Annotated in this window: 4 protein-coding genes and 1 pseudogene (1 of these 5 running past the window's edge); all 5 read left to right on the top strand. The window is 69.3% G+C overall.

Features of this window, described 5'->3' with window-relative positions; all coding sequences use genetic code 11:
• Nucleotides 1-2,893 (top strand): annotated as a pseudogene (locus G6N20_RS21705) (type I polyketide synthase); it begins 2,668 nt to the left of the window's first position.
• Nucleotides 2,890-7,461 carry a type I polyketide synthase gene (locus G6N20_RS03655; protein WP_163662802.1) on the top strand — a complete coding sequence of 1,524 codons (4,572 nt, stop codon included), beginning with the start codon at nt 2,890-2,892 and terminating at the stop codon, nt 7,459-7,461. Before G6N20_RS21705 ends, G6N20_RS03655 begins: the two are co-directional and overlap by 4 nt.
• Entirely contained in the window at nt 7,461-13,955 is a 6,495-nt protein-coding gene (locus G6N20_RS03650) for a type I polyketide synthase (RefSeq protein ID WP_083046832.1), read from the top strand. The genes G6N20_RS03655 and G6N20_RS03650 overlap by 1 nt, the downstream gene beginning before the upstream one ends.
• A complete protein-coding gene (locus G6N20_RS03645) occupies nt 13,952-19,378 on the top strand; it encodes a type I polyketide synthase (protein WP_083046831.1) in 5,427 nt (1,808 codons plus the stop codon). The genes G6N20_RS03650 and G6N20_RS03645 overlap by 4 nt, the downstream gene beginning before the upstream one ends.
• The gene (locus G6N20_RS03640) at nt 19,375-23,775 is read left to right on the top strand and encodes a type I polyketide synthase (RefSeq protein WP_083046830.1); all 4,401 of its coding nucleotides are present in this window, start codon (nt 19,375-19,377) and stop codon (nt 23,773-23,775) included. The genes G6N20_RS03645 and G6N20_RS03640 overlap by 4 nt, the downstream gene beginning before the upstream one ends.

Below are 23,775 nucleotides of genomic sequence, written 5' to 3'. Positions count from 1 at the left end.
ATCCGCCCACCACACCTTCATCGAGATCAGCGCCCACCCGCTGCTGACCCAGGCCATCATCGACACCCTGCACGCCGCCCAGCACGGCACCCGCTACACCAGCGTCGGAACCCTGCACCGCGACACCGACGACACCATCACCTTCCACACCAACCTCAACGCCGTCCACACCACCCACCCACCCCACACCCCCCACCCACCCGAACCCCACCCAACCCTGCCCACCACCCCCTGGCAGCACACCCACCACTGGATCACCGCGAAACCGCCCGCGGCTGGATCGGCACCCCTGGCGGGCACGCTGCTGGGTCGACACACCAAGGTCTTGTCCACGCCGCCCTCCCACCTGTGGCAAGCGCGGCTGGCACCGGACGCCAAGCCGTACCCGGGCCGGTATCGATTTCACCGGGTCGAGATCGTCCCGGCGTCTATCGTGCTGCACACGATCCTTTCCGCCGCAGCGGAATTGGGCCACTCCGTGGTATCCGGGGTCCGATTCGAGCAACCGATCTTCCTCGACCGGCCGCGCCTGATCCAGGTCGTTGCCGATACCCACTCGATCAGCCTGGCCTCCAGTCCGGCCACCGAACCGGCGGCAGACCGTTGGACGCGGCATGCGACCGCGCGCCTGGGGCCCTCGCCGTCGGCGCCTGCCGCGGGTTCGAACGACCCCGTCAACGGGCTCCAACACACCACCAGTCACCGGCACACGGTTCCCGACGTCGCGGAGCTGCTGGCGTTGCGTGGCGTCGACGGCCTGCCCTTCGCGTGGTCGGTGGACGCCTGGACACCGGCGCCGACCGGCCTCACGGCCACGGTGGCTCTCCCCGACGCAATGCCCGGCGGCTCGACCGCCCCGCTGCTGGACGCCGCGATCCACGTCGCCGCCCTTGCCGACGTCGCCGATCCGCGGCTCTACGCGCCGGCCAGCATCGAGCAGGTGTGCCTCGGCGACCCCGGTAGCGACCCGCGTGGCCGGGTGACGCTAAAGCGCACCGTTCGTGACGACGACGGGATCACCGTCGATGTCACGGTGTCGGCCCGCGGCGTGCCCCATCTGTCGATGCGGTCGCTTCGCTACCGGGCACTCGACGTTGTCGACACGTCGCCGGCCGGACGGGTCGAATCCCAGGCCGATGCCAGGACGTTCGTGCACACGATCGACTGGCAACCGCGGACCGACCGGGACGGCGCCGGGGCCGGGCGGGTGACCGGTCGGGGGCCGGTCGCGCTGATCGGCGACGACGCCGTCCCGCTTCGGAGGCCCCTCGAGGCGGCGGGCTACCCGCTGGGCGGGGTGTCCGAGGCCCGGCACGTGCTCTACGTCGCGGAGTGCCGGCCGGCGAGCAGCGCCGAGACCGATGTCGACTTCGCCGTTCGGGTTTCCGCCGAGGTCAGCGGGCTGGTACGGACCCTGGCGCGGCGAGGAGCGAACAAACCCGCGGCGCTGTGGATCGTCACGCGTGGGGTGCACGAAGCGGTGGCCCCGTCCGCGTTGCGTCAGAGCTTCTTGTGGGGCTTCGCGGGCGTCGTCGCCGCGGAACATCCCGGGCTGTGGGGCGGGCTGGTCGATCTCGCGACCGACGACGACCTCGACGACGCCGGGCCGACACTTGGCGATCTGCTGCAGGCGCCGAGCAAATCGATTCTGGTGCTGCGTGACGGCAAAGTGCTCGCCCCCAGGCTGACGCCGGTCCGGGGCGCGCCGGCACGAAAGTCTCTGCGATGCAAGCCCGACGCGGCCTATCTGATCACCGGCGGCATGGGCGCACTGGGCCTGTTGATGGCCGAATGGCTCGCCGACCGCGGGGCTCGTCGATTGGTGCTGACCGGCCGTACGCCGTTGCCGCCCAGGCGAGACTGGGAACTGGACAGCCTCGACGCCGACGTGCGCGACAAGATCGCCGCGATCCGCGCCCTGGAATTGCGGGGAGTGACCGTCGAGGCCGTCGCCGCCGACATCGGATGCCGCGACGACGTGCAGGCCCTGCTGGCCAAGCGGGATCGAGACGGGGCCGCACCCATTCGCGGCATCATCCACGCGGCCGGCGTGACGAACGATCAACTGGTGACGAACATGACCGAGGATGCGGTGCGCCAGGTTGTGTGGTCCAAGATCGCCGGCAGCCAGGTGCTGCACCAGGCGTTCCCCCCCGGCAGTGTGGACTTCTTCTTCTTAACCGCCTCGGCCGCAGGGATTTTCGGCATGCCCGGGCAGGGGTCCTACGCCGCCGCCAACTCGTACCTGGACGCGTTGGCGCGGGCACGTCACCGCCAGGGCTGCCACACCATGAGCCTCGACTGGGTCGCGTGGCGGGGGTTGGGATTGGCGGCCGACGCCCAGATCGTCAGTGAAGAGCTGCAGCGCATGGGTTCGCGTGACATCACACCGTCGGAGGCGTTCACCGCCTGGGAGTACGTCGACGGCTACGACCTCGCGCAAGCGGTTGTGGTGCCGGTACCCTCGCCGGGCGGAGCGGACGGATCGACCGCTGACAACAACGCGGGACCGGACTGGTCGCAGATGTCGGCCACGGATGCGCGAGATCGACTTGAAAATGGTTTGCGAACCATCGTCGCCGCCGAGCTCCGGCTGCCCGAAGCGGAGCTGGACCGTAATCGCCCGTTCGTCGAGTTCGGCCTCAACTCCCTGATGGCGATGGCAATTCGGCGCGAAGCCGAGCGGTTCGTCGGGATTGAGCTGTCGGCGACCATGCTGATCAATCACCCAACCCTGGCATCACTGGCCGAGTATCTGACGAAAATTCTTCTGCCACAGGACGATTCGGAAACCAACGAGATGGCAGCGCTCTCCGCGTCGGCGGGAAGCGTATTGGATAGCCTGTTCGACCGCATCGAATCGACATCGACCGAGGCCGAAAGGCCTGCGTGATGCGAACGGCCTTCAGCCGGATTTCCGGAATGACCGCGCAGCAACGCGCCGCCCTTGCCGACGAATTCGACAAGGTCTCGCGGATCACGGCCGCGCAGCCGGTTGCCGTGGTAGGAATTGGTTGCCGGTTCCCGGGGGATGTTGTTGGGCCGGAGAGCTTCTGGGACTTGCTGGTCGAGGGCCGCAGCGCGATTTCGACGGTACCGGTCGACCGGTGGGACGCGGAAGCGTTCTACCACCCCGATCCGTTGACGCCGGGACGGATGACGACGAAGTGGGGCGGTTTCATCCCCGACATCGCGGGCTTCGACGCCGAATTTTTCGGTATCACCCCGCGGGAAGCCGCGGCGATGGACCCGCAGCAGCGAATGCTGCTCGAGGTTTCCTGGGAAGCCCTCGAACATGCGGGCATACCAACCGATTCCCTCACTGGTACCCGAACCGGCGTCATGATGGGGGTCTATTTCAACGAATATCAGTCCATGCTGGCCGCGAGTCCGGACAGGGTAGACGCCTACACCGGAACCGGAAATGCGCACAGCATCACGGTGGGTCGCATTTCGTACCTGTTGGGGCTGCGCGGCCCGGCGGTGGCGGTGGACACCGCGTGTTCGTCGTCGCTGGTGGCAGTGCACCTGGCCTGCCAGAGCCTGCGGCTGCGGGAAGTTGACCTGGCTCTGGCCGGTGGAGTGAGCATCACGCTCCGCCCGGAGACCCAAATCGCCATTTCGGCATGGGGATTGTTGTCCCCGCAGGGTCGCTGCGCCGCCTTCGATGCGGCCGCCGACGGGTTTGTGCGCGGCGAAGGTGCCGGGGTGGTGGTGCTCAAGCGGTTGACCGACGCGGTGCGTGACGGTGACCGGGTGCTGGCGGTGGTCCGCGGTTCGGCGGTCAATCAGGACGGCCGGTCCAACGGTGTCACCGCGCCGAATACCGCCGCGCAGTGCGACGTGATCGCCGACGCCCTGCGATCGGCTGACCTCGCACCCGAGAGCGTGCACTACGTCGAAGCCCACGGAACCGGCACCGTGTTGGGCGATCCGATCGAGTTCGAGGCGCTGGCGGCCACCTACGGCCGCGGCGAGGGGCAGTGCGCACTCGGGGCCGTCAAGACCAATATCGGCCATACCGAGGCGGCGGCCGGGATCGCGGGCTTCATCAAGACGGTGCTGGCGGTGCAGCGTGGCCAGATTCCGCCGAATCTGCATTTCTCACAATGGAATCCAGCCATTGATGCCGCGTCGACCAGGTTCTTCGTTCCCATCGAGAGCGTCCCGTGGCCGACCGCTGAGGGGCCGCGGCGTGCGGCGGTGTCGTCGTTTGGATTGGGCGGCACCAACGCGCACGTCATCATCGAGCAGGGTCAGGAGGCGGTGGCGGCGGCCGAGCGCGCCGCCGACCCGGCCGTGTCGACGTTGGTGGTGGCCGGTAAGACGGCGCGGCGGGTGGCCGCCACGGCGGGGGTGCTGGCCGAGTGGATGGCGGGCCCGGGTGCCGGCGTGGCCTTGGCCGATGTGGCCCATACCCTCAACCATCACCGCGCCCGGCAGACCACGTTCGGCACCGTGGTCGCCCGCGACCACGCCGCGGCGATCGCCGGGTTACGCGCACTGGCCGCCGGCCGGCAGGCGCCGGGGGTGGTGGGCCCCCACGACGGCGCGCCCGGCCCGGGCACGGTGTTCGTCTACTCCGGGCGCGGCTCGCAATGGGCCGGGATGGGCCGCCAACTGCTGGCCGACGAGCCGGGGTTCGCCGCGGCGGTGGCCGAGCTGGAGCCGGTGTTTGTCGAGCAGGCCGGGTTCTCGCTGCACGAACTGATCGCCGGCGGCAAGGAATTGGTCGGCATCGAGCAGATCCAGCTGGGCCTGATCGGCATGCAGCTGGCGCTGACACAGCTATGGCGCTGCTACGGGGTGACCCCCGATCTGGTGATCGGGCACTCCATGGGTGAGGTGGCCGCCGCGGTCGTCGCCGGAGCGCTCACCCCCGCCGAGGGGGTACGGGTGACCGCCACCCGGTCGCGGCTGATGGCGCCGCTGTCGGGTCAGGGCGCCATGGCACTTGTGGAACTGGACGCCGCGGCCACCGAGGCGCTCATCGCCGACCACCCGCAGGTGACGTTGGGAATCTACAACTCGCCGCGCCAAACCGTGATCTCCGGGCCCGCCGGCCAGATCGAGGCGCTGATCACCCGAGTGCGCGCGCAGAACCGGTTCGCCAGCCGGGTCAATATCGAAGTGGCCCCGCACAACCCGGCCATGGACGCGCTGCAGCCGGCGATGCGCGCGCAGCTGGCCGATTTGGCCCCGCGCACCCCGACGATCCCCATCATCTCCACCACCTACCCCGACCTCGACACCCGCCCGCTGTTCGACGCCGAGCACTGGGCCACCAACATGCGCAACCCGGTGCATTTCCAGCAGGCCATCACCCGCGCCGGCAGCGGCCCCGGATCCGCCCACCACACCTTCATCGAGATCAGCGCCCACCCGCTGCTGACCCAGGCCATCATCGACACCCTGCACGCCGCCCAGCACGGCACCCGCTACACCAGCGTCGGAACCCTGCACCGCGACACCGACGACACCATCACCTTCCACACCAACCTCTCGTCGATCGGCAGCAAACCACCGGCCATCCCCGGCGCCCGCCTGACCGACCTGCCCACCACCCCCTGGCAGCACACCCACCACTGGATCACCGCCCCGGACGCCGGCGCGGCGGCACCGGCCCGTCCGGGCCGCAACGGGGTCGCGGTGAACGGACAGTCGAGTTCCGACAACCCGGCGCTCGACGACTGGTGTTACCAGCTGACCTGGCCGGTCCGGCCGGCACCCAGCGCCGAAACCCCGTGCGCCGCCGCGTGGCTGGCGGTGGCGGACACGGGCCTGTCCGCGCAGCTGGCCCGGCTCGCGGGTTGTCGGGTAGACCTGCTTGCGCCCTCGGCGCTGGCGGACGAGGACGATCCCAGCGCACTGCTCGACGCGCTGCGCGGTGTGCACAGCGTGCTGTACGCCCCGCCCGTCTCCGGCGACCCACTCGACGTGGGGGCGGCCTACCGGGTGGTCCACACGGCCCGAAGGCTGGCCGCTGCGATGGTCGCGAGCGGCTCGCGGCCGAAATTGGTCATCGTTACCCGCAACGCCCAGCCCGTCTCGGAGGGCGATCGAGCCAACCCCGGCCATGCGGTGCTCTGGGGCCTGGGTCGCTCGCTGGCGCTCGAACATCCGGAAATCTGGGGCGGTGTGCTCGATCTCGACGAGTCGGTGCCCGACGAGCTGGCCGCCCGGTACGTGCTGGACGAAGCCGCCAACGGCGACGGGGAGGACCAGGTCGTCTACCGCGCCGGGGTGCGCCGAGCGCCCCGGCTGCGGCGACGAACCGCGCCCGCGACGTCGCCGGTCACGCTCAGCGGCGACACCAGCCACGTGGTCATCGGGGCCACCGGCAACATCGGACCGCATCTCATCCGGCAGCTCGCGGCGATGGGCGCCACAACGGTGGTCGCGGTGGCGCGGAAACCGGGCTCGCTACCGGAGTTGGCGCAAAGCCTGGCGGCCACCGGGACGCAACTCGTCGAAGTGGCCGCCGACGCGACCGACGCCGCCGCGATGCAAGCCCTGTTCGACCGCTTCGGGACGGAGTTGCCGCCGCTCGAGGGAATCTACTTGGCGGCCTTCGCGGGCCGGCCGGTGTTGCTTGCCGAGATGACCGACGACGACGTGGCCACCATGTTTCGTCCCAAGCTGGACGCCGCCGTCCTATTACACCGGTTGTCGCTGAAAACGTCCCCACGGCACTTCGTTGTGTTCTCGTCCATCTCGGGCATCCTCGGTTCCCGGTGGCTCGCCCACTACACCGCGACCAGCGCCTTCTTGGACACCTTCGCCCACGCGCGTCGGGTCATGGGGCTACCGGCCACGGTGGTCGCTTGGGGATTGTGGCAATCCCTGGCCGACGCGCAGCAAGAGGCCGGTCGGCTCAGCACCGAATCCGGATTGCAACCCATGGCCGACGAGATCGCCATCGGCGCGCTGCCGCTGGTGATGAGCCCAGATGCGGGCGTGCGGACCGCGGTGGTCGCCGCGAACTGGCCCCGGCTGGCGGCCGCGTATCGGACGAGAGGATCGCTTCGTGTCATCGACGACCTGGTGCCCGCCCCCGACGAGGTGGGCGACAGCGAGTTCCGCACGGCGCTGCGCAACTGCCCGGTGGAACGGCGTGCCGACATGCTGCTCGACCATGTCGGCACGTTGGCCGCCATGGTGATGGGAATTCCTGCCACCGAGCGGCTGGATCCCTCGACCGGCTTTTTCCAACTCGGCATGGACTCGCTGATGAGCGTCACCCTGCAGCGGGCATTGTCCGACAGCCTTGGCGAGGTTCTTCCAGCGTCGGTCGTCTTCGACTACCCCACCGTGTACAGCCTCACCGATTATCTGGCCACCGTGTTGCCCGAGCTCATCGAAACAGCCGCCGCCAGCGGCCAACCGACCGCCGATGTCTACGATGAGTTCACCGAAGACGAGTTGTTACAACAGCTTTCGGAAAGATTACGAGGATCGTGATGGCCACCCCGACATCTGATCGCCGGGCGATCATCACCGAGGCGCTGCGCAAGATCGACGATCTGAGCGCCCGCCTGGACATCGCCGAGAGGGCCAGCACCGAACCGATCGCGGTCATCGGCATGGGCTGCCGGTTCCCGGGCGGGGTGAACAACCCGGACCAGTTCTGGGAGTTGTTGCAAGCCGGCCGCAGCGGCATCGTCCGAGTGCCCGCCGAACGCTGGGATGCCGACGCCTTCTACACCGACGATCACACCGTGCCGGGCACGATATGCAGCCGGGAGGGCGGCTTCCTCACCGGCTGGAAGCCCGATGAGTTCGACGCGGAATTCTTTGCGATCTCCCCGCGGGAGGCCGCGGCGATGGACCCGCAGCAGCGACTGTTGCTCGAAGTTGCCTGGGAGGCATTGGAGAACGCCGGCCTGCCGCCGCAGGCCATCCGCGGCACGCAAACCTCGGTCTTCGTGGGCGTCACCGCGTATGACTACATGCTCACGCTGGCGGGCCGGATGCGGCCCGAAGATCTCGACGCCTACATCCCCACCGGGAACTCGGCGAACTTCGCCGCCGGGCGGCTGGCGTATTTCCTCGGGATTCGGGGGCCCGCGCTGGTCATCGACACCGCCTGCTCGTCGTCGCTGGTGGCCGTGCACCTGGCATGTCAGAGCCTGCGCTGGCGGGAAAGCGACACCGCGCTGGTCGGTGGCACCAACCTGGTGCTCAGCCCGGGACCCAGCATCGCGTGTTCCCGGTGGGGAATGTTGTCTCCCGAGGGGCGGTGCAAGACCTTCGACGCGGCCGCCGACGGGTATGTGCGCGGCGAGGGTGCCGGCGTGGTGGTGCTCAAGCGGCTAGACGACGCGCTGCGGGACGGCAACCGCATCCTGGCCGTGGTGCGCGGTTCGGCGGTCAACCAGGACGGCGCCAGCAGCGGAGTGACCGTTCCGAACGGGCCGGCGCAGCAGGCGTTGCTGCGCCAGGCTTTGACGGCCGCCAAGTTGAAACCCGCCGACATCGACTACGTCGAGGCACACGGCACCGGCACCCCGCTCGGCGACCCGATCGAACTCGACTCGCTGAGCAAGGTTTTCAGCGATCGGGAAGGCCGCCAGCCGCTGGTGCTGGGATCGGTGAAAACCAATCTCGGCCATCTCGAGGCCGCCGCGGGCATCGCCGGATTCATCAAGGCCGTGCTGGCCATCGGACACCGGCACATCCCGCGGCACCTGAACTTCCGGCAGCTCACACCGCACGCCGGCGAGGGCGTCCGCAAGCTGCGCATCGCCTCGCAAGGAATGGAATGGCCCGACACCGACCGGCCCCGCCGGGCGGGGGTGTCGTCGTTCGGGGTCAGTGGCACCAACGCGCACGTGGTGATCGAGCAGGGCCCGGATCCGGCGCCGGTGTCACCGCAGCCGCCCGCGCGGCACGCGGTATCCACGCTGGTGGTGTCGGGCAAGACGGCGCAGCGAATCGCCGCGACCGCGTCGGCGCTGGCCGATTGGATGGACGGGCCCGGCGCCCACGTCGCGCTGGCCGATGTCGCGCACACGCTCAACCACCACCGGGCCCAGCACCCCAGATTCGCCACCGTGGTCGCCCGGCAACGCGCCGACGCAATCGCCGGGCTGCGCGCGCTGGCCACCGGCCAGCCCGCCCCCGGCGTGGTGGCCCCCCGCGAGGGCCCGGTCGGAGCGGGCACGGTTTTCGTCTACTCCGGACGCGGATCGCAATGGGCCGGGATGGGTCACCGGCTGCTGGCCGACGAGCCGGCATTCGCCGAGGCGGTCGCCGCATTGGAACCGGATTTCGTTGCGCACGCAGGGTTTTCACTGCACAATGTGATCGCCAACCGCCGTGAGCTGGTCGGCATCGAGCAGATCCAGCTCGGACTGATCGGGATGCAGTTGGCACTCACCGCGTTGTGGCGCTCCTATGGGGTGCAACCCGATGTGGTGATCGGCCACTCCCTGGGCGAGGTTGCCGCCGCGGTGGTGTCCGGGGCACTCACCCCGGCGGAGGGCCTGCGAGTCACCGCGGTTCGGGCGCGGCTGATGGCCCCGCTGTCCGGACAGGGCGCCATGGCGTTGCTCGAACTCGACGCCACCACAACCGAGGCATTGATCGCCGGCTACCCGCTGGTGAGCGTGGGCATCTACGCCTCGCCGCGCCAAACCGTGATTTCCGGACCGCCACTCCAGGTCGACGCGCTCATCGACGCGGTGCGCCAACGGAATTGCTTTGCCAGCCGAATCAACATCGAAGTGGCCCCGCACAGCCCGGCGATGGACGCGCTGCAACCGGCGATGCGTTCGCAATTGGCCGATCTCACCCCGCGGCCACCGAGCATCCCGATCATTTCAACGACCTATGCCGACCTGGATACCAGCCCGGTGTTCGACGCCGAGCATTGGGCGACCAACATGCGCAACCCGGTGCGGTTTCAGCAGGCCATCACTCGGGCCGGGGGCGAGCAGCACACCTTTATCGAAATCAGCGCACACCCGCTGTTGACCCACTCCATCACCGACACCCTCGACGCCACCAACTATGTGAGCATCGGCACGCTGCACCGCGACACCGACGACACCCTGACCTTCCACACCAACCTCAATACCGCCCACACCACTCGCCCCCCCCGAACTCCGCACCCGCCCGAACCACACCCCGTGTTGCCCACCACTGTCTGGCAGCACACCCACCACTGGGTCGACACCACGTCCGCCGCCCGCCACACCGCGGACACTCATCCGCTGCTCGGCATCGGTGTCACCGACCCCACCAATGGCACCCGGGTGTGGGAAAACGCGCTGGACCCGGATCTGTTGTGGCTCAACGACCATGTCATCGACGAGCTGTGCGTTCTGCCCGGAGCGGCCTACGCCGAGGTAGCGCTGGCGGCAGCCAGGGAAGCGTTCGCTGACGAACGGGATCGGCCCTGGATGATCCGCGAACTCAGCCTCCATCAGGTGCTACACGTGACCCGCGACACCGTGTTCGTCACCACACTCACCGGCGACGACCAGACGTGCCGGGTCGAAATGCGCACCCGCAGCGGTGTTTCGGGGTGGACCAAACACGCCACCGCCACGGTTGTGCGCACCACCACGACACCGGATCGCCGGGAACCGCCATCGGTGACCGGCGATTTCACCGACGACCTGGACCCCGACGACCTGTATCAGCGGCTGCGCAGCGCCGGCCAGCAGCACGGTCCGGCTTTTCGCGGCATCGTCGGGCTCACCGTCTCGCCTTCCGGTGCGGCCCGCGCGCGGGTGCGGCTGCCCGCCGAGGCCAAGGCGGGGTCGCGCAATTTCGCGCTGCACCCGGTGATGATGGATATCGCGCTGCAGACCCTGGGTGCCACCCGGATGGCGACCGACCTGGCCAGCGGGCGGCACGGGCGGCAGGCGCTCGTGCTGCCGGTGCGATTCACCGGCATCCAGGTGTACGGCGATATCACCGACGGGGTCTACGCGGTTGGCTCACTGGCCGCAGCCGACGGCTCGGATCGGCTGGTGGGCAACGTGGTCCTCACCGACGCGAACCACCGGCCACTGCTGGTCATCGACGAAGTCGAGATGACGGTGCTCGGTTCGACCAGCGGCGCACCCGACGTCACCAATCGCCTGTTCACCCTGGAATGGGAGCCCGCACCCCTGAACGAGTCGGCCCAAAACGTGGCCAGCCTGTTGCTGATCGGCGATCCGACCGCCGACGACCCGCTGCTGACCGCGTTGCCGTCAGCGCTGCGGGACCGGGTCGGGCACGTCGAGCTGGTGTCGGCAAGTGACGAGGCGAAGCTGCACGCCGCGATCGGGACACGCGATACCGGCTGGGACGGCATCGTCGTGGTCTGCCCGCCGCGAGCCGTCGACGAGGCGTTGCCGGACCAGCTCCAGTTGGAGCTTGCCCAGTCACGCACGCTGTTGATCGCCAGCGTGGTCCGCGCGGTGACTCGGCTGGGGGTGCGGACCAGCCCGCGGCTGTGGATCGTCACCCGCGGCGCCGCTCAGCTCGCACCCAATAGCCCAGTCACGCTGGCGCAGAGCCAGATTCGCGGCATCGCACGAGTGCTGACCTTCGAACATCCCGAACTGAAGGCCACGGTCGTCGACCTCGACGCCGACGGTGCCGGCTCGCTGGCCGCCCTGACCGAGGAGCTGCTCGCCGGCTCCGACCACGATGAGATCGCCTTGCGCGCCGGCGAACGCCACGTTAACCGGCTGGTGCCCGCACCCGCCACCGCGACCGGTGCGCTGGCCGGCGAATCGCGCCGCACGGTCGTGGACCTGGATCGCGGCGGCGCGGTCCGGTTGCAGATCGATCAGCCCGGCCGGCTGGACGCGCTGAACCTGCACGAAGTGAAGCGCCACACGCCGCGGGCCGACCAGGTCGAGGTTCGTGTGGTGGCCGCGGGCCTTAACTTCAGCGATGTGCTCAAGGCGATGGGCGTGTATCCCGGGCTCGACGGTGCCGCGCCGGTGATCGGCGGCGAGTGTGTGGGCTATGTGACCGCCGTCGGCGACGATGTCGACTCCGTCGAGATCGGGCAGCGGGTGATCGCTTTCGGTCCCGGAACGTTCGGAACACACCTGGGGACGATTGCCGATCTGGTCGTCCCCATCCCCGACGCGCTGCCCGATCACGAGGCGGCCACGTTCGGTGTGGCGTACCTGACCGCCTGGCACTCGCTGTGCGAGGTGGGCAGGCTCTCCCCCGGTGAACGCGTGCTGATCCATTCCGCCACCGGCGGTGTCGGCCTGGCGGCGGTGTCAATCGCGAAGATGCGTGGCGCCCGCGTCTACACGACGGCCGGCTCGGATGCCAAACGCGAAATGCTCTGCGGGCTGGGTGTCGAGTACGTCGGCGACTCGCGAAGCGTGGACTTCGCCGATGAGATTCTCGCCCTCACCGACGGCTACGGTGTGGACGTCATCCTCAATTCCCTGGCGGGCGAAGCGATTCAGCGTGGTGTGCAGATCCTTGCTCCCGGCGGCCGGTTCATCGAACTAGGCAAGAAGGACGTCTACGCCGACGCCAGCCTGGGATTGGCCGCGCTGGCGAAAAGCGCCTCGTTCTCGGTGGTGGACCTCGACCTGAATCTGAAGCTGCAGCCGGCACGGTATCGCCAACTGCTGCAACACATCCTGCAGCACGTGGCGGAGGGCACGCTGCCGGTGCTGCCGGTCACCGAATTCGGTCTGCGGCACGCCGGCGACGCGTTTGGGCTGATGGCCTCGGGCAAGCACACCGGCAAGATCGTCATCTCGATACCGCAGGGCGGACGCCTCGAAGCGATCGCGTCCCCGCCCCCACTTCCGCTGGTCAGCCCCGACGGTGGCTACCTCATCGTCGGCGGCATGGGCGGTCTCGGTTTCGTCGTCGCCCGATGGCTGGCCGAGCAAGGCGCGGGATTGGTTGTCCTCAACGGACGTTCGGCTCCCAGCGACGATGTGGCGGCGGCCATCGCGGACCTCAACGACGCGGGTCACCGGATCGAGGTCATCACCGGCGACATCGCCGAACCCGGCACGGCCGAGGCGCTGGTGCACGCGGTCGACAACGCCGGGTTCCGGCTGGCCGGGGTGCTGCACAGCGCGATGGTGCTCGCCGACGAGATCGTGCTGAACATGACGGACTCCGCGGCCCGGCGGGTGTTCGCTCCCAAGGTGACCGGCGGCTGGCGGCTGCATCGGGCCACCGCTGCCCGAGACCTCGACTGGTGGCTGGTCTTCTCCTCGGCTGCCGCGATGCTCGGCACCCCCGGGCAGGGGGCGTACGCCGCGGCGAACTCGTGGGTCGACGGCCTGGTCGCGCATCGACGCTCGCTCGGGCTGCCCGCCGTCGGGATCAACTGGGGCCCATGGGCGCAGGTCGGGCGCGCCCAATTCTTCGCCGATCTCGGCGTCTCGATGCTCACCGCCGAGCAGGGGCTGGCCGCGATGCAGACGGTGCTGGCCGCCGATCGGGCACGCACCGGCGTGTTCAGCCTGGACGCGCGGCAGTGGTTCCAATCCTTCCCCGCGGCGGCGGGCTCGTCGCTGTTCGCGAAGTTGCACGACTCGGCCGCCGTCCGGCGAGGCGGCGGGGGCAAGATTCGGGCCCAACTGGACGCCCTCGACCCGGCCGAACGCCCTGGCCGGCTGGCCGCCGCGATCGCCGACGAGATCCGCGGGGTGCTGCGCTCCCGCGATCCCATCGACCACGACCGGCCACTGGAGACACTTGGCCTGGATTCGCTGATGGCCCTGGAACTGCGCAACCGGTTGGAGGCAATCCTGGGCATCACGTTGCCGGTGGCGCTGGTGTGGGCGTATCCAACGATCACCGACCTCGCGGCCGCGCTGTGCGAACGGATGGACTATGCACAGCCGCCCGCCGCGCCGAAGACGGGCGGCGCCGAAGCCGAATTGTCGGCCGAGGAAATGGACTTGCTGTCCGATCTGGTCGACGCCAGCGAACTCGAAGCCGCCACCCGAGGCGAGTCATGACGACCCTGGCGGACAAGGCGGCCCAACTGTCGCCGAACGCGCGGGCGGCGCTGGCACGCGAGCTCGTCCGTGCCGGAACGGCCTTCCCGACCGACCTCGCCGAGCCGGTGGCGGTGGTCGGCATCGGGTGTCGATTCCCGGGGAATGTGACTGGGCCGGATAGCTTTTGGCGGCTGTTGGTCAACGGTGTCGACGCGATCGGGGAGGTGCCGCCGAACCGGTGGGACGCCGACGCGTTCTACGACCCCGACCCGTCGGCGCCGGGGCGGATGACGACGAAATGGGGCGGTTTCGTCTCCGACATCGACGCTTTCGACGCCGACTTCTTCGGCATCACTCCTCGCGAAGCGGTGGCGATGGACCCGCAGCATCGGATGCTGCTCGAGGTCGCCTGGGAAGCGCTCGAACATGCCGGCATCCCGCCGGATTCGCTGACCGGCAGCCAAACCGGTGTGATGATGGGGTTGTCGTCGTGGGACTACACGATCGTCAACATCGAGCGTCGAGCCGACATCGACGCGTACCTGAGCACTGGGACCCCGCACTGCGCGGCGGTGGGGCGGATCGCCTATCTGTTGGGGCTGCGTGGTCCGGCCGTCGCGGTGGATACCGCGTGTTCGTCGTCGTTGGTGGCGATCCACTTGGCCTGTCAGAGCCTACGGCTGCGAGAAACCGACCTGGCGCTGGCCGGCGGGGTGCAGCTCACGTTGTCACCGTTCACCGCCATCGCGTTGTCCAAGTGGTCGGCGCTGTCGCCGACCGGACGATGCAACAGCTTCGACGCCAACGCCGATGGCTTCGTGCGCGGCGAGGGCTGCGGCGTGGTGGTGCTCAAACGGCTGGCCGACGCGGTGGCCGACCGGGATCGGGTGCTGGCGGTGGTCCGTGGTTCGGCCACCAACTCCGACGGTCGCTCCAACGGCATGACGGCACCCAACGCGCTGGCGCAGCGCGAGGTGATCACCTCCGCCCTGCGGCTCGCCGACGTCACCGCCGACAGCGTGCACTATGTGGAAACCCACGGCACCGGAACGGTGCTCGGGGACCCCATCGAGTTCGAGTCGCTCGCGGCCACCTATGGTCTTGCTCACGGCCAGGGCCAGGGAGCGTGCGCCTTGGGGTCGGTCAAGACCAACGTCGGCCACCTGGAGGCGGCCGCCGGTGTGGCCGGGTTCATCAAGGCGGTGCTGACGGTGGCGCACGGATACATTCCGCCCAATTTGCACTTCACCCGGTGGAACCCGGCCATCGACGCGTCACCGACCCGGCTGTTCGTGCCCACCAAGGGGACACCGTGGCCCAGCACCGCCAGCATCCGCAGGGCGGCGGTGTCGTCGTTCGGGCTGAGCGGGACCAATGCGCATGTGGTCATCGAGCAGGGCCCGGACCCGGCAGCACCGTCCGCGCTTGGGGCGCAACATGTTTCGGAGCTGGTGGTGTCGGGCAAGACGGCGGCGCGGGTGGCGTCCATGGCCGCGGCGCTGGCCGACTGGATGTCCGGGCCGGGCGCGGACGCACCCCTGGCCGATGTCGCGCACACGCTGCGACATCACCGGGCGCGGCACGCCAAGATCGCCACCGTGGTCGCGCGTGACCGCGCGGAGGCCGTCGCGGGGTTGCGGGCGCTGGCGGCGGGCCAACCCCGCGTGGGGGTGGTGGGTTGTGATCAACATGCCGGCGGGCCGGGCCGGGTGTTCGTCTACTCCGGTCAGGGCTCGCAGTGGGCCGGAATGGGCCGGCAGTTGCTGGCCGACGAGCCGGCGTTCGCCCAAGCGGTAGCCGAGCTGGAGCCGATATTCGTTGCCCAGGTTGGCTTTTCGCTTCAGCAGGCTCTGCTCGACGGCGACCGGGTGGTGGGCATCGAACGCATCCAGCCCACGCTGGTGGGGATGCAGTTGGCGCTGACCGCGCTGTGGCGGTGCTACGGCGTCGCACCGGATGCGGTGATCGGGCATTCCATGGGGGAGGTGTCCGCGGCGGTGGTGGCCGGCGCGTTGACCCCCGAGCAGGGCTTGCGGGTGATCGCCACCCGGTCGCGGTTGATGGCGCGGCTGTCGGGGCAGGGGGCGATGGCGCTGCTGGAACTCGACGCCGACGCCGCCGAGTCGCTGATCGCCGACCAGTCACAGGTGACGCTGGCGGTGTACGCCTCGCCGCGTCAGTCGGTGATCGCCGGACCGCCGGAGGCGGTGGACGCGCTGGTGGCCGCGGTCGCGGCGCGGAACCGGTTGGCCCGCCGCATCGACGTCGAGGTGGCCTCCCATCACCCGATCGTCGACCCGATACTGCCCGAATTGCGCAGTGCGCTGGCGGATCTGGCTCCGCAGCGGCCCAGCATCCCGATCATCACCACCACCACCGAGGGCCCCCTGCCGGCGATGGATGCCGACTATTGGTCGGCCAACCTGCGCAACCCGGTGCGCTTCCGGCAAGCCGTCGCCGCCGCCGGCGCCTACCACACCTTCGTCGAGATCAGCCCCCACCCGGTGCTCACCCACGCCATCACCGAAACCGTGGACGAGACCGGCGGCCACACCGTCACGGCGACGCTGAGCCGCGACCACGACCAGACCCTGTTCTTTCACAGCCAACTCGCCGTCGTCGGGGCGAGCGCCTCGGACACCGCCGACGGTCGCCTCGTGGACCTGCCCGCTACGCCGTGGCACCACCGCCGCTTCTGGGTCGCGGATCGGTCGGCGATGTCGGAGCTGGCCAGCGGCCACCCACTGCTTGGCGCTCACATCGAGATACCCGGCGGCGCAAACCATGTCTGGCAGGCCGACGTCGGAACCGACGTGTGTCCGTGGCTGGGCGACCACAAGGTGTTCGGCCAACCCATCATGCCGGCCGCGGCGTTCGCCGAGATTACGCTGGCGGCGGCGAGCGAGGCCCTGGGTGCGCCGGCAGAGGCCATTGTGGTCAGGCAGCTCGAGGTGGAGCGGATGCTTTCCCTGGACGGCCACACCCAGCTGACGACGCAGTTGATTCGCAACGGGGACGGCAAGATCCGCGTCGAGGTCCATTCTCGCTCGCCGGGCGGCGAGTTCTGCCGGCACGCCACCGCCAGGGTCGAGGAGCTCCCGCGGGATGCTGCGCGTGCTCACCAGCAACCGCACGGTTTCCAGAACGGCACGACCGTGTCGCCGGCCGATTTCTACGCCGTGCTGCGCCAGACCGGTCAACACCACGGGCCCGCGTTCGCGGCATTGAGCAGGATCACCCGGCTGCCCGACGGTTCCGCGGAGACCGCGATCACCGTTCCCGACGAAGCTCCCCGGCATCCCGGATACCGATTTCACCCCGTCGTGCTGGATGCGGCGCTGCAGAGCGTCGGGGCGGCGATCCCCGAGGGCGCGGCCTCGGCCGAGGTCAGCTACCTGCCGGTGTCCTTCGAAACGGTCCGGGTGTACGGCAACGTCGGACGGCACGCCCGGTGTCGCGCGCAGCTGAGCAACCTCGATGACGCCGGCAAGGTGGGCAGGATCGTGCTGACCGACGACGCCGGGTACGTCACCGCCGAAGTGGACGGCATCTACCTGCGACGCGTCGAACGCCGTGCGGTGCCATTGCCGTTGCCGCAGAAGATCTTCGATGCCGAATGGCTGCAAAGCCCCATCACCGACGCGGTGCAGTCTTCCCAGTCGGCTCCCGGAAGTTGGCTCGTGGTCGTTGATCCGACCCTGGAAGGGCAAGCCGTGGCCGACGAGTTCATCGCGGGCTGGCCCGCCCCGACGCGTCGGGTGCGCACCGCCAACCTCGACGACGAATCGGCGGTGCTGGCCGCGTTCGCGGAGACGGCGGGCGATCCCGAGCACCCGCCCGTCGGGGTGGTCGTCTTCGTCGGCGGTGCCGCGACCGGACCGGACGACGGGCTGGCGCGGGCGCGGGACGCGGTGTGGTCGATCGCGACCGTCGTCCGTGCGATCGTCGGCGGGTGGCACGGCCGCTTGCCACGGCTGTGGCTGGTCACCGGCGGCGGGCTGGCCGTGCACGACGACGAGCCGGGGGCCCCCGCCACCGCCGCGCTGACGGGTCTGGTGCGCGTGCTCACCTACGAACATCCGGACCTGCGCACCACCCTGATCGATCTGGATCTCACCCGGGACCCGGTCGCGGCGCTGACCACGGAACTGCACACCTGCGGCGGCGACGACGTGATCGCGTGGCGGGGTGGGCGCAGATTCGTTCAAAAACTGTCGCGCGCGACTCTCGGTGCGCGCCGCCGGGATCCGGTCATCCGCCGGGGCGCGTCCTACGTCGTCACCGGTGGTCTGGGCGGCCTGGGCCTGGTGGTGGCCCGATGGCTGGTGGACGGGGGCGCCGGCCGGCTGGTCCTCAACGGACGCAGCGATCCCACCGACGAGCAGCGTACGACGCTGGCCGACCTGCAAACCCGGGCCGAGGTCGTGGTGATCACCGGCGATGTGTCCTCGCCGGGCGTGGCCGAAAGCCTCGTCGAGGCGGCCGAGCGCGCGGGCGGGCAGCTGCGCGGCGTCGTGCATGCGGCGGCGGTGATCGAAGACGGCCTGCTGTTCTCCATGACCAAGGAAAGCCTGCACCGGGTGTGGGCCCCCAAGGCCGGTGGAGCGCTGCGGATGCACCAGGTCACCGCTGGCAGGGAGCTGGACTGGTGGCTCGGGTTCTCCTCCGCGGCGTCGCTATTGGGCTCTCCGGGGCAGTCGGCGTACGCGTGCGCGAGCGCCTGGCTGGACGCGCTGGTCAGCTGGCGCAGGGCGGCCGGGCTGCCGGCGGCGGTGATCAACTGGGGGCCGTGGTCACAGGTGGGCGTCGCCCAGGCCCTGCTCGGCAACGCGCTCGACACGATCACCGTCGCGGAGGGCCTCGAGGCCCTCGAGGCGTTGCTGGCCGCCGACCGACCCCACACCGGCGTCGCCCGGCTGCGCGCCGATCGGACGCTGGCGGCGTTCCCGGAGATCCGCGGCATCGGCTACTTCACCAGGGTGGTCGAGGAGCTGGACGCGGCCGGCGACCTGGGCGACTGGGGCGGGCCCGACGCGCTTCGCGGGCTGGACGCCGCCGAGGCCGAACGCATCGTCACGGAGCGGATGCGCGCCCGCATCGCGGCGGTGATGGGCTACGCGGACCGCTCGGCGGTCGATGCCGGGGTGCCCCTGGACAAGCCGCTGACCGAGCTGGGGCTGGATTCGCTGATGGCGGTGCGGATCCGCAACACCGCGCGGGCGGACTTCGGCGTGGAGCCCCCGGTGGCCCTGATCCTGCAAGGCGCGTCCGTGCACGACCTGACGGCCGACGTGATGCGCCAGCTGGGGCTGGTCGGCCAGCAGCGGGCGCCCGAACACGTTGACACGGTGCGCGACCGGGCGCAGCTGCGCGCCGCGGCGCGTCACGAAGCCGCGATGCGGCGGCGAACCAAACCTGGAGCACCGGGAGGACACCTGTGAACATCCCCGACAACGCGATCGCGGTGGTCGGCATGGCCGGCATGTTTCCGGGCGCCAACAACGTTTCGGCGTTCTGGGACAATCTCCGCCGCGGCCGGGAGTCCATCGTCACCCTGTCCGAACAGGAGCTGCGTGACGGCGGGGTCAGCGAGCAGACGCTGGCCAATCCGGCGTATGTGCGGCGGGCACCGCTGCTTGACGGGATCGACGAGTTCGACGCCGACTTCTTCGGCTTCCCGCCGCAGGCGGCAAGCGTGCTGGATCCGCAGCATCGGTTGTTCCTGCAGTGCGCGTGGCATGCGCTCGAGGACGCGGCCTGCGACCCCGCGCGGTTCGACGGCTCGATCGGCGTGTACGGAACCAGCTCTCCCAGTGGCTATCTGCTGCACAACCTGCTGTCGCATCGCGACCCGAACGCCGTGTTGGCCGAGGGACTCAACTTCGATCAGTTCAGCCTGTTCCTGCAGAACGACAAGGATTTCCTGGCGACCCGGGTATCGCACCAGTTCAACCTGCGGGGCCCGAGCATCGCGGTGCAAACGGCGTGCTCGTCGTCGCTGGTCGCGGTTCACCTGGCCTGCCTGAGCCTGCTGTCCGGCGAATGCGACCTGGCCTTGGCCGGCGGGGTGTCGCTGTGCATCCCCCACCGGGTGGGTTACTGGCACTCGCCAGGGTCGATGGTGTCGGCCGTCGGCCACTGCCGGCCCTTTGACGTGCGGGCCGACGGCACCGTCTTCGGCAGCGGTGTCGGGATCGTGGCCCTCAAACCGTTGCGGGCCGCCGTCGACGCCGGGGACCGCGTGCACGCCATCATCCGCGGATCGGCGATCAACAACGACGGATCGGCGAAGATGGGGTACGCCGCACCCAACCCGGCCGCGCAGGCCGATGTCATCGCCGAAGCCCACGCGGTGGCCGGCGTGGACGCGTCCACCGTGAGCTATGTCGAGACCCACGGAACCGGCACCCCGCTGGGTGATCCGATCGAAATCCAGGGCCTCCGAACGGCATTCGAGGTGTCTCGGACAACCCGGGCGGCTCCTTGCGTGCTCGGATCGGTCAAGTCGAACATCGGCCACCTGGAGGTCGCGGCCGGAATCGCGGGCCTGATCAAGACGATCCTGTGCCTGAAGAACACCGCCATTCCCGCAACGCTGCACTTCAGCAGCCCCAACCCGGAACTGCGGCTGGACCAGAGTCCGTTCCTCGTGCAGAGCACATACGGCCCCTGGGAATGCGACGGCCCGCGCCGGGCCGGGGTCAGCTCGTTCGGGGTAGGCGGGACCAACGCCCACGTCGTGCTCGAGGAGGCGCCGCAGGTTCCGGAACGCGCCGAGCCGTCCGGCCCGCAGGTGCTGCTGCTGTCGGCGCACACCTCCGCCGCGCTTGGCCAGTCGCGGACCGCCCTGGCCACCGCGTTGGCCGGGCCAGACTCCCCGAACCTTGCCGATGTCGCCCACACGCTGGCGGGGCGGCGCAAGCACAACGTCACAATGGCCGCCGTCGTTCACGACCGCGAGCACGCGGTAACGGTGCTGCGGGCCGTCGAGCACGACAACGTCTTTGTCGGTGAATCTGCAGACAGCGGCGAAAAGGCCCAACCATCTTCGCAGCGAGTCGTTTTCCTGTTTCCCGGACAGGGCGCTCAACATGTCGGGATGGCCAAGGGGCTGTACGATACCGAGCCCGTTTTCGCCGAACACTTCGACGCCTGCGCCGCCGGATTCCGCGCCGAACTGGACCTGGATCTGTATTCCCAGATATTCGATGGCACCGCAACGGATCTGGAACGTATTGACCGTTCGCAGCCGGCGCTGTTCACGGTGGAATACGCGCTGGCGAAGTTGGTCGAGACGTTCGGCGTGCACGCCGGGGCTTATGTCGGATACAGCACCGGCGAATACATCGCGGCCACCCTGGCCGGGATATTCGATCTCGACACGGCGATCAAGACGGTGTCGTTGCGCGCCCGGCTGATGCACCAGTCGCCGCCCGGCGCCATGGTCGCGGTGGCGCTGAGCCAAGACGAGGTCGCCGAGCACCTCTCCCCCGGGGTCGAACTGTCGGCGGTGAATGATCCCGGCAACTGCGTCATCGCCGGGCCCACGGATCAGATTCGCGCGTTCACCAAGCGCCTGGGTGAGCGTGGAATACCCGCTCGGCGGGTACGCGCAACCCACGCGTTTCATTCCAGCGCAATGGATCCCATGCTGGCTGAATTCCAGGAGTTCTTGTCCCGTCAGCGGCTGCACGCTCCGCGCACGCCGGTGCTGTCCAACCTCACCGGAACCTGGATGTCGGCCGAGCAGGCCACCGATCCGGCCATCTGGGCGCGCCAGATCAGTTCCACCATCAGGTTTGCCGACGAACTCGATGCGGTGCTCAGCGATCCGGCGCGGATCCTGGTCGAGGTGGGACCGGGTGGCAGCCTGACCGGGTCGGCGATCCGACACCCGAAATGGTCGACCGGGCACCGCGCCGTCCGGCTCATGCGCCACCCCATCCAGAACACCGACGACCGGGACACCTTCCTGCGGGCCCTCGGCGAGCTCTGGTCGGCCGGCGTCGAGGTCGACTGGTCTCCGCTGCGCCCGGCGCACCCGCGCGTCGTTTCGCTACCCGGTTATCCGTTTGCCCGCCAACGGCATTGGGTGGATCCCAAGCCCACCGTGCGGACGAACGTTTCGGCAGCCGGCAACGGCGCGCCCGCCGGCGCCACCGCCGATGCCGCCACCGGCGGTGTGGCAGGCAACGGGGCGTCGCAGACCGAGGCCACGTTACAGCGCATCTGGTCGCAGTGCCTGGGCGTCAGCTCGGTCGATCGAAACGCCAATTTCTTTGATCTGGGCGGCGATTCCCTGATGGCGATCAGCATCGCCATGAGCGCCGCCAACGAAGATCTGACCATCACGCCGCAGGACCTGTACGAATACCCAACCCTGGCGGCGCTGACCGCCGCGGTGGACGCCTCGTTTGCGGCCAGCGGGTTAGCCAAACCCCCGCAAGCGGAGGCGAATCCGGCGGTTCCGCCGAACATGGCGTACTTCCTCGACCGGGGCCTGCGCGACACCGGCCGCTGGCGCGTGCCGCTGATCCTGCGGCTGGACCCCAAGGTGGATCCGGAAGACATCCGTGCGGTGCTGACCGCGGTGGTCAACCATCACGATGCGCTGCGCCTGCGGCTGGTCAACCGGGACGGAGGTTGGCAGCAACAGATAGCACCGCCGGCCGAATTCACCCGACTGATAACCCGATCGCTGCCCGAGGATGTGGCCGCCGAAAGCGCCGAGGAGCGCGCCGCGGTGTCCGGCATCCTGGCCGAACTGATTGCCCACCAAGACATGTCGAACGCGCTGGTCGCCGCGCATATTATCGGTGCACACGGCGGTCCGCACTACCTGGGCCTGGCCATCCACCGGCTGGTCGCCGACGACGCGTCGCGCCAAATCCTGGAGACCGACATCCTCACCGCGTTTGGGCAACGGCTGGCAGGCCAGCAGATCACGCTGCAGCCGGTCGGCACCGGGTGGTGGGAGTGGTCGGTGCGCTGCGCGGCCCTCGCGACGCATCCGGCGGCGCTGGACACCTGCTCCTTCTGGATCGAGAATGCCCGCAAGGTGACGTTGTGGCTGGCCGATCCGATGACGGCCCCCGGCGTCGACGATCTGACCACGTTGTCGTGCACGTTAACCGTCGAGCAGACATTCGAACTCGACGATGCTCGGCGCAGGTTCCGACGATCGATCCAGGAGATCGTGCTGGCCGGGCTTGGCCGAACGATAGCGCAGACGGTCGGTGAGGGTGTGGTCGCCGTGGAGCTCGAGGGCGAGGGCCGCTCGGTGCTGCGGCCGGATGTCGACCTGCGTAGAACGGTCGGCTGGTTCACGACGTGCTATCCCATTGCGCTGGCATGCGCGAACGGCCAGGGCGCCGCGGCGATTCAGCAGCTCGACGCCGTTCACGACACCCTGAAATCCGTTCCGCACTACGGAATTGGCTACGGCTTGCTGCGGTATCTGTACGCACCGACCGGACGGATCCTGGGCGCGCAGCGCACCCCGGACATCCACTTCCGGTACGCCGGCGTGATCCCCGAGTTGCCTGCCGTCGACGCTCCCGCGCGGTTCGACTCCGACATACTGCCGGTGCGCGAGACGGTCGCCGGACTGGGCCACGCCATCGAACTTCGCGCGTATCGCTGCGCCGGCTCGCTGCATCTGGATTGGTGGTACGACACCCGCCGGATCCCAACGGCAACCGCGGAAGCGCTGATGCGGACCTTCCCGATCGCGCTCAGCGAGCTGATCCAAGAGGCCGTCGCCGCGGAACAAGAACGAGGCGACGCTGTCGGAGCCACCGAAGCCGGTGCGCTGGTGGACCTGTCGAGCCTCGACTGA

This window comes from Mycobacterium shinjukuense (assembly GCF_010730055.1).
In the GTDB taxonomy this organism is placed as follows: Bacteria; Actinomycetota; Actinomycetes; order Mycobacteriales; family Mycobacteriaceae; genus Mycobacterium; species Mycobacterium shinjukuense.
This window is presented reverse-complemented; position numbering and strand designations above follow the sequence as displayed.

What these genes read in the sequence shown, in the direction of transcription:
- G6N20_RS03645 (WP_083046831.1), top strand. Translation starts at nt 13,952, where the DNA reads ATGACGACCCTGGCGGACAAGGCGGCCCAACTGTCGCCGAACGCGCGG.
- G6N20_RS03650 (WP_083046832.1), top strand. Translation starts at nt 7,461, where the DNA reads ATGGCCACCCCGACATCTGATCGCCGGGCGATCATCACCGAGGCGCTG.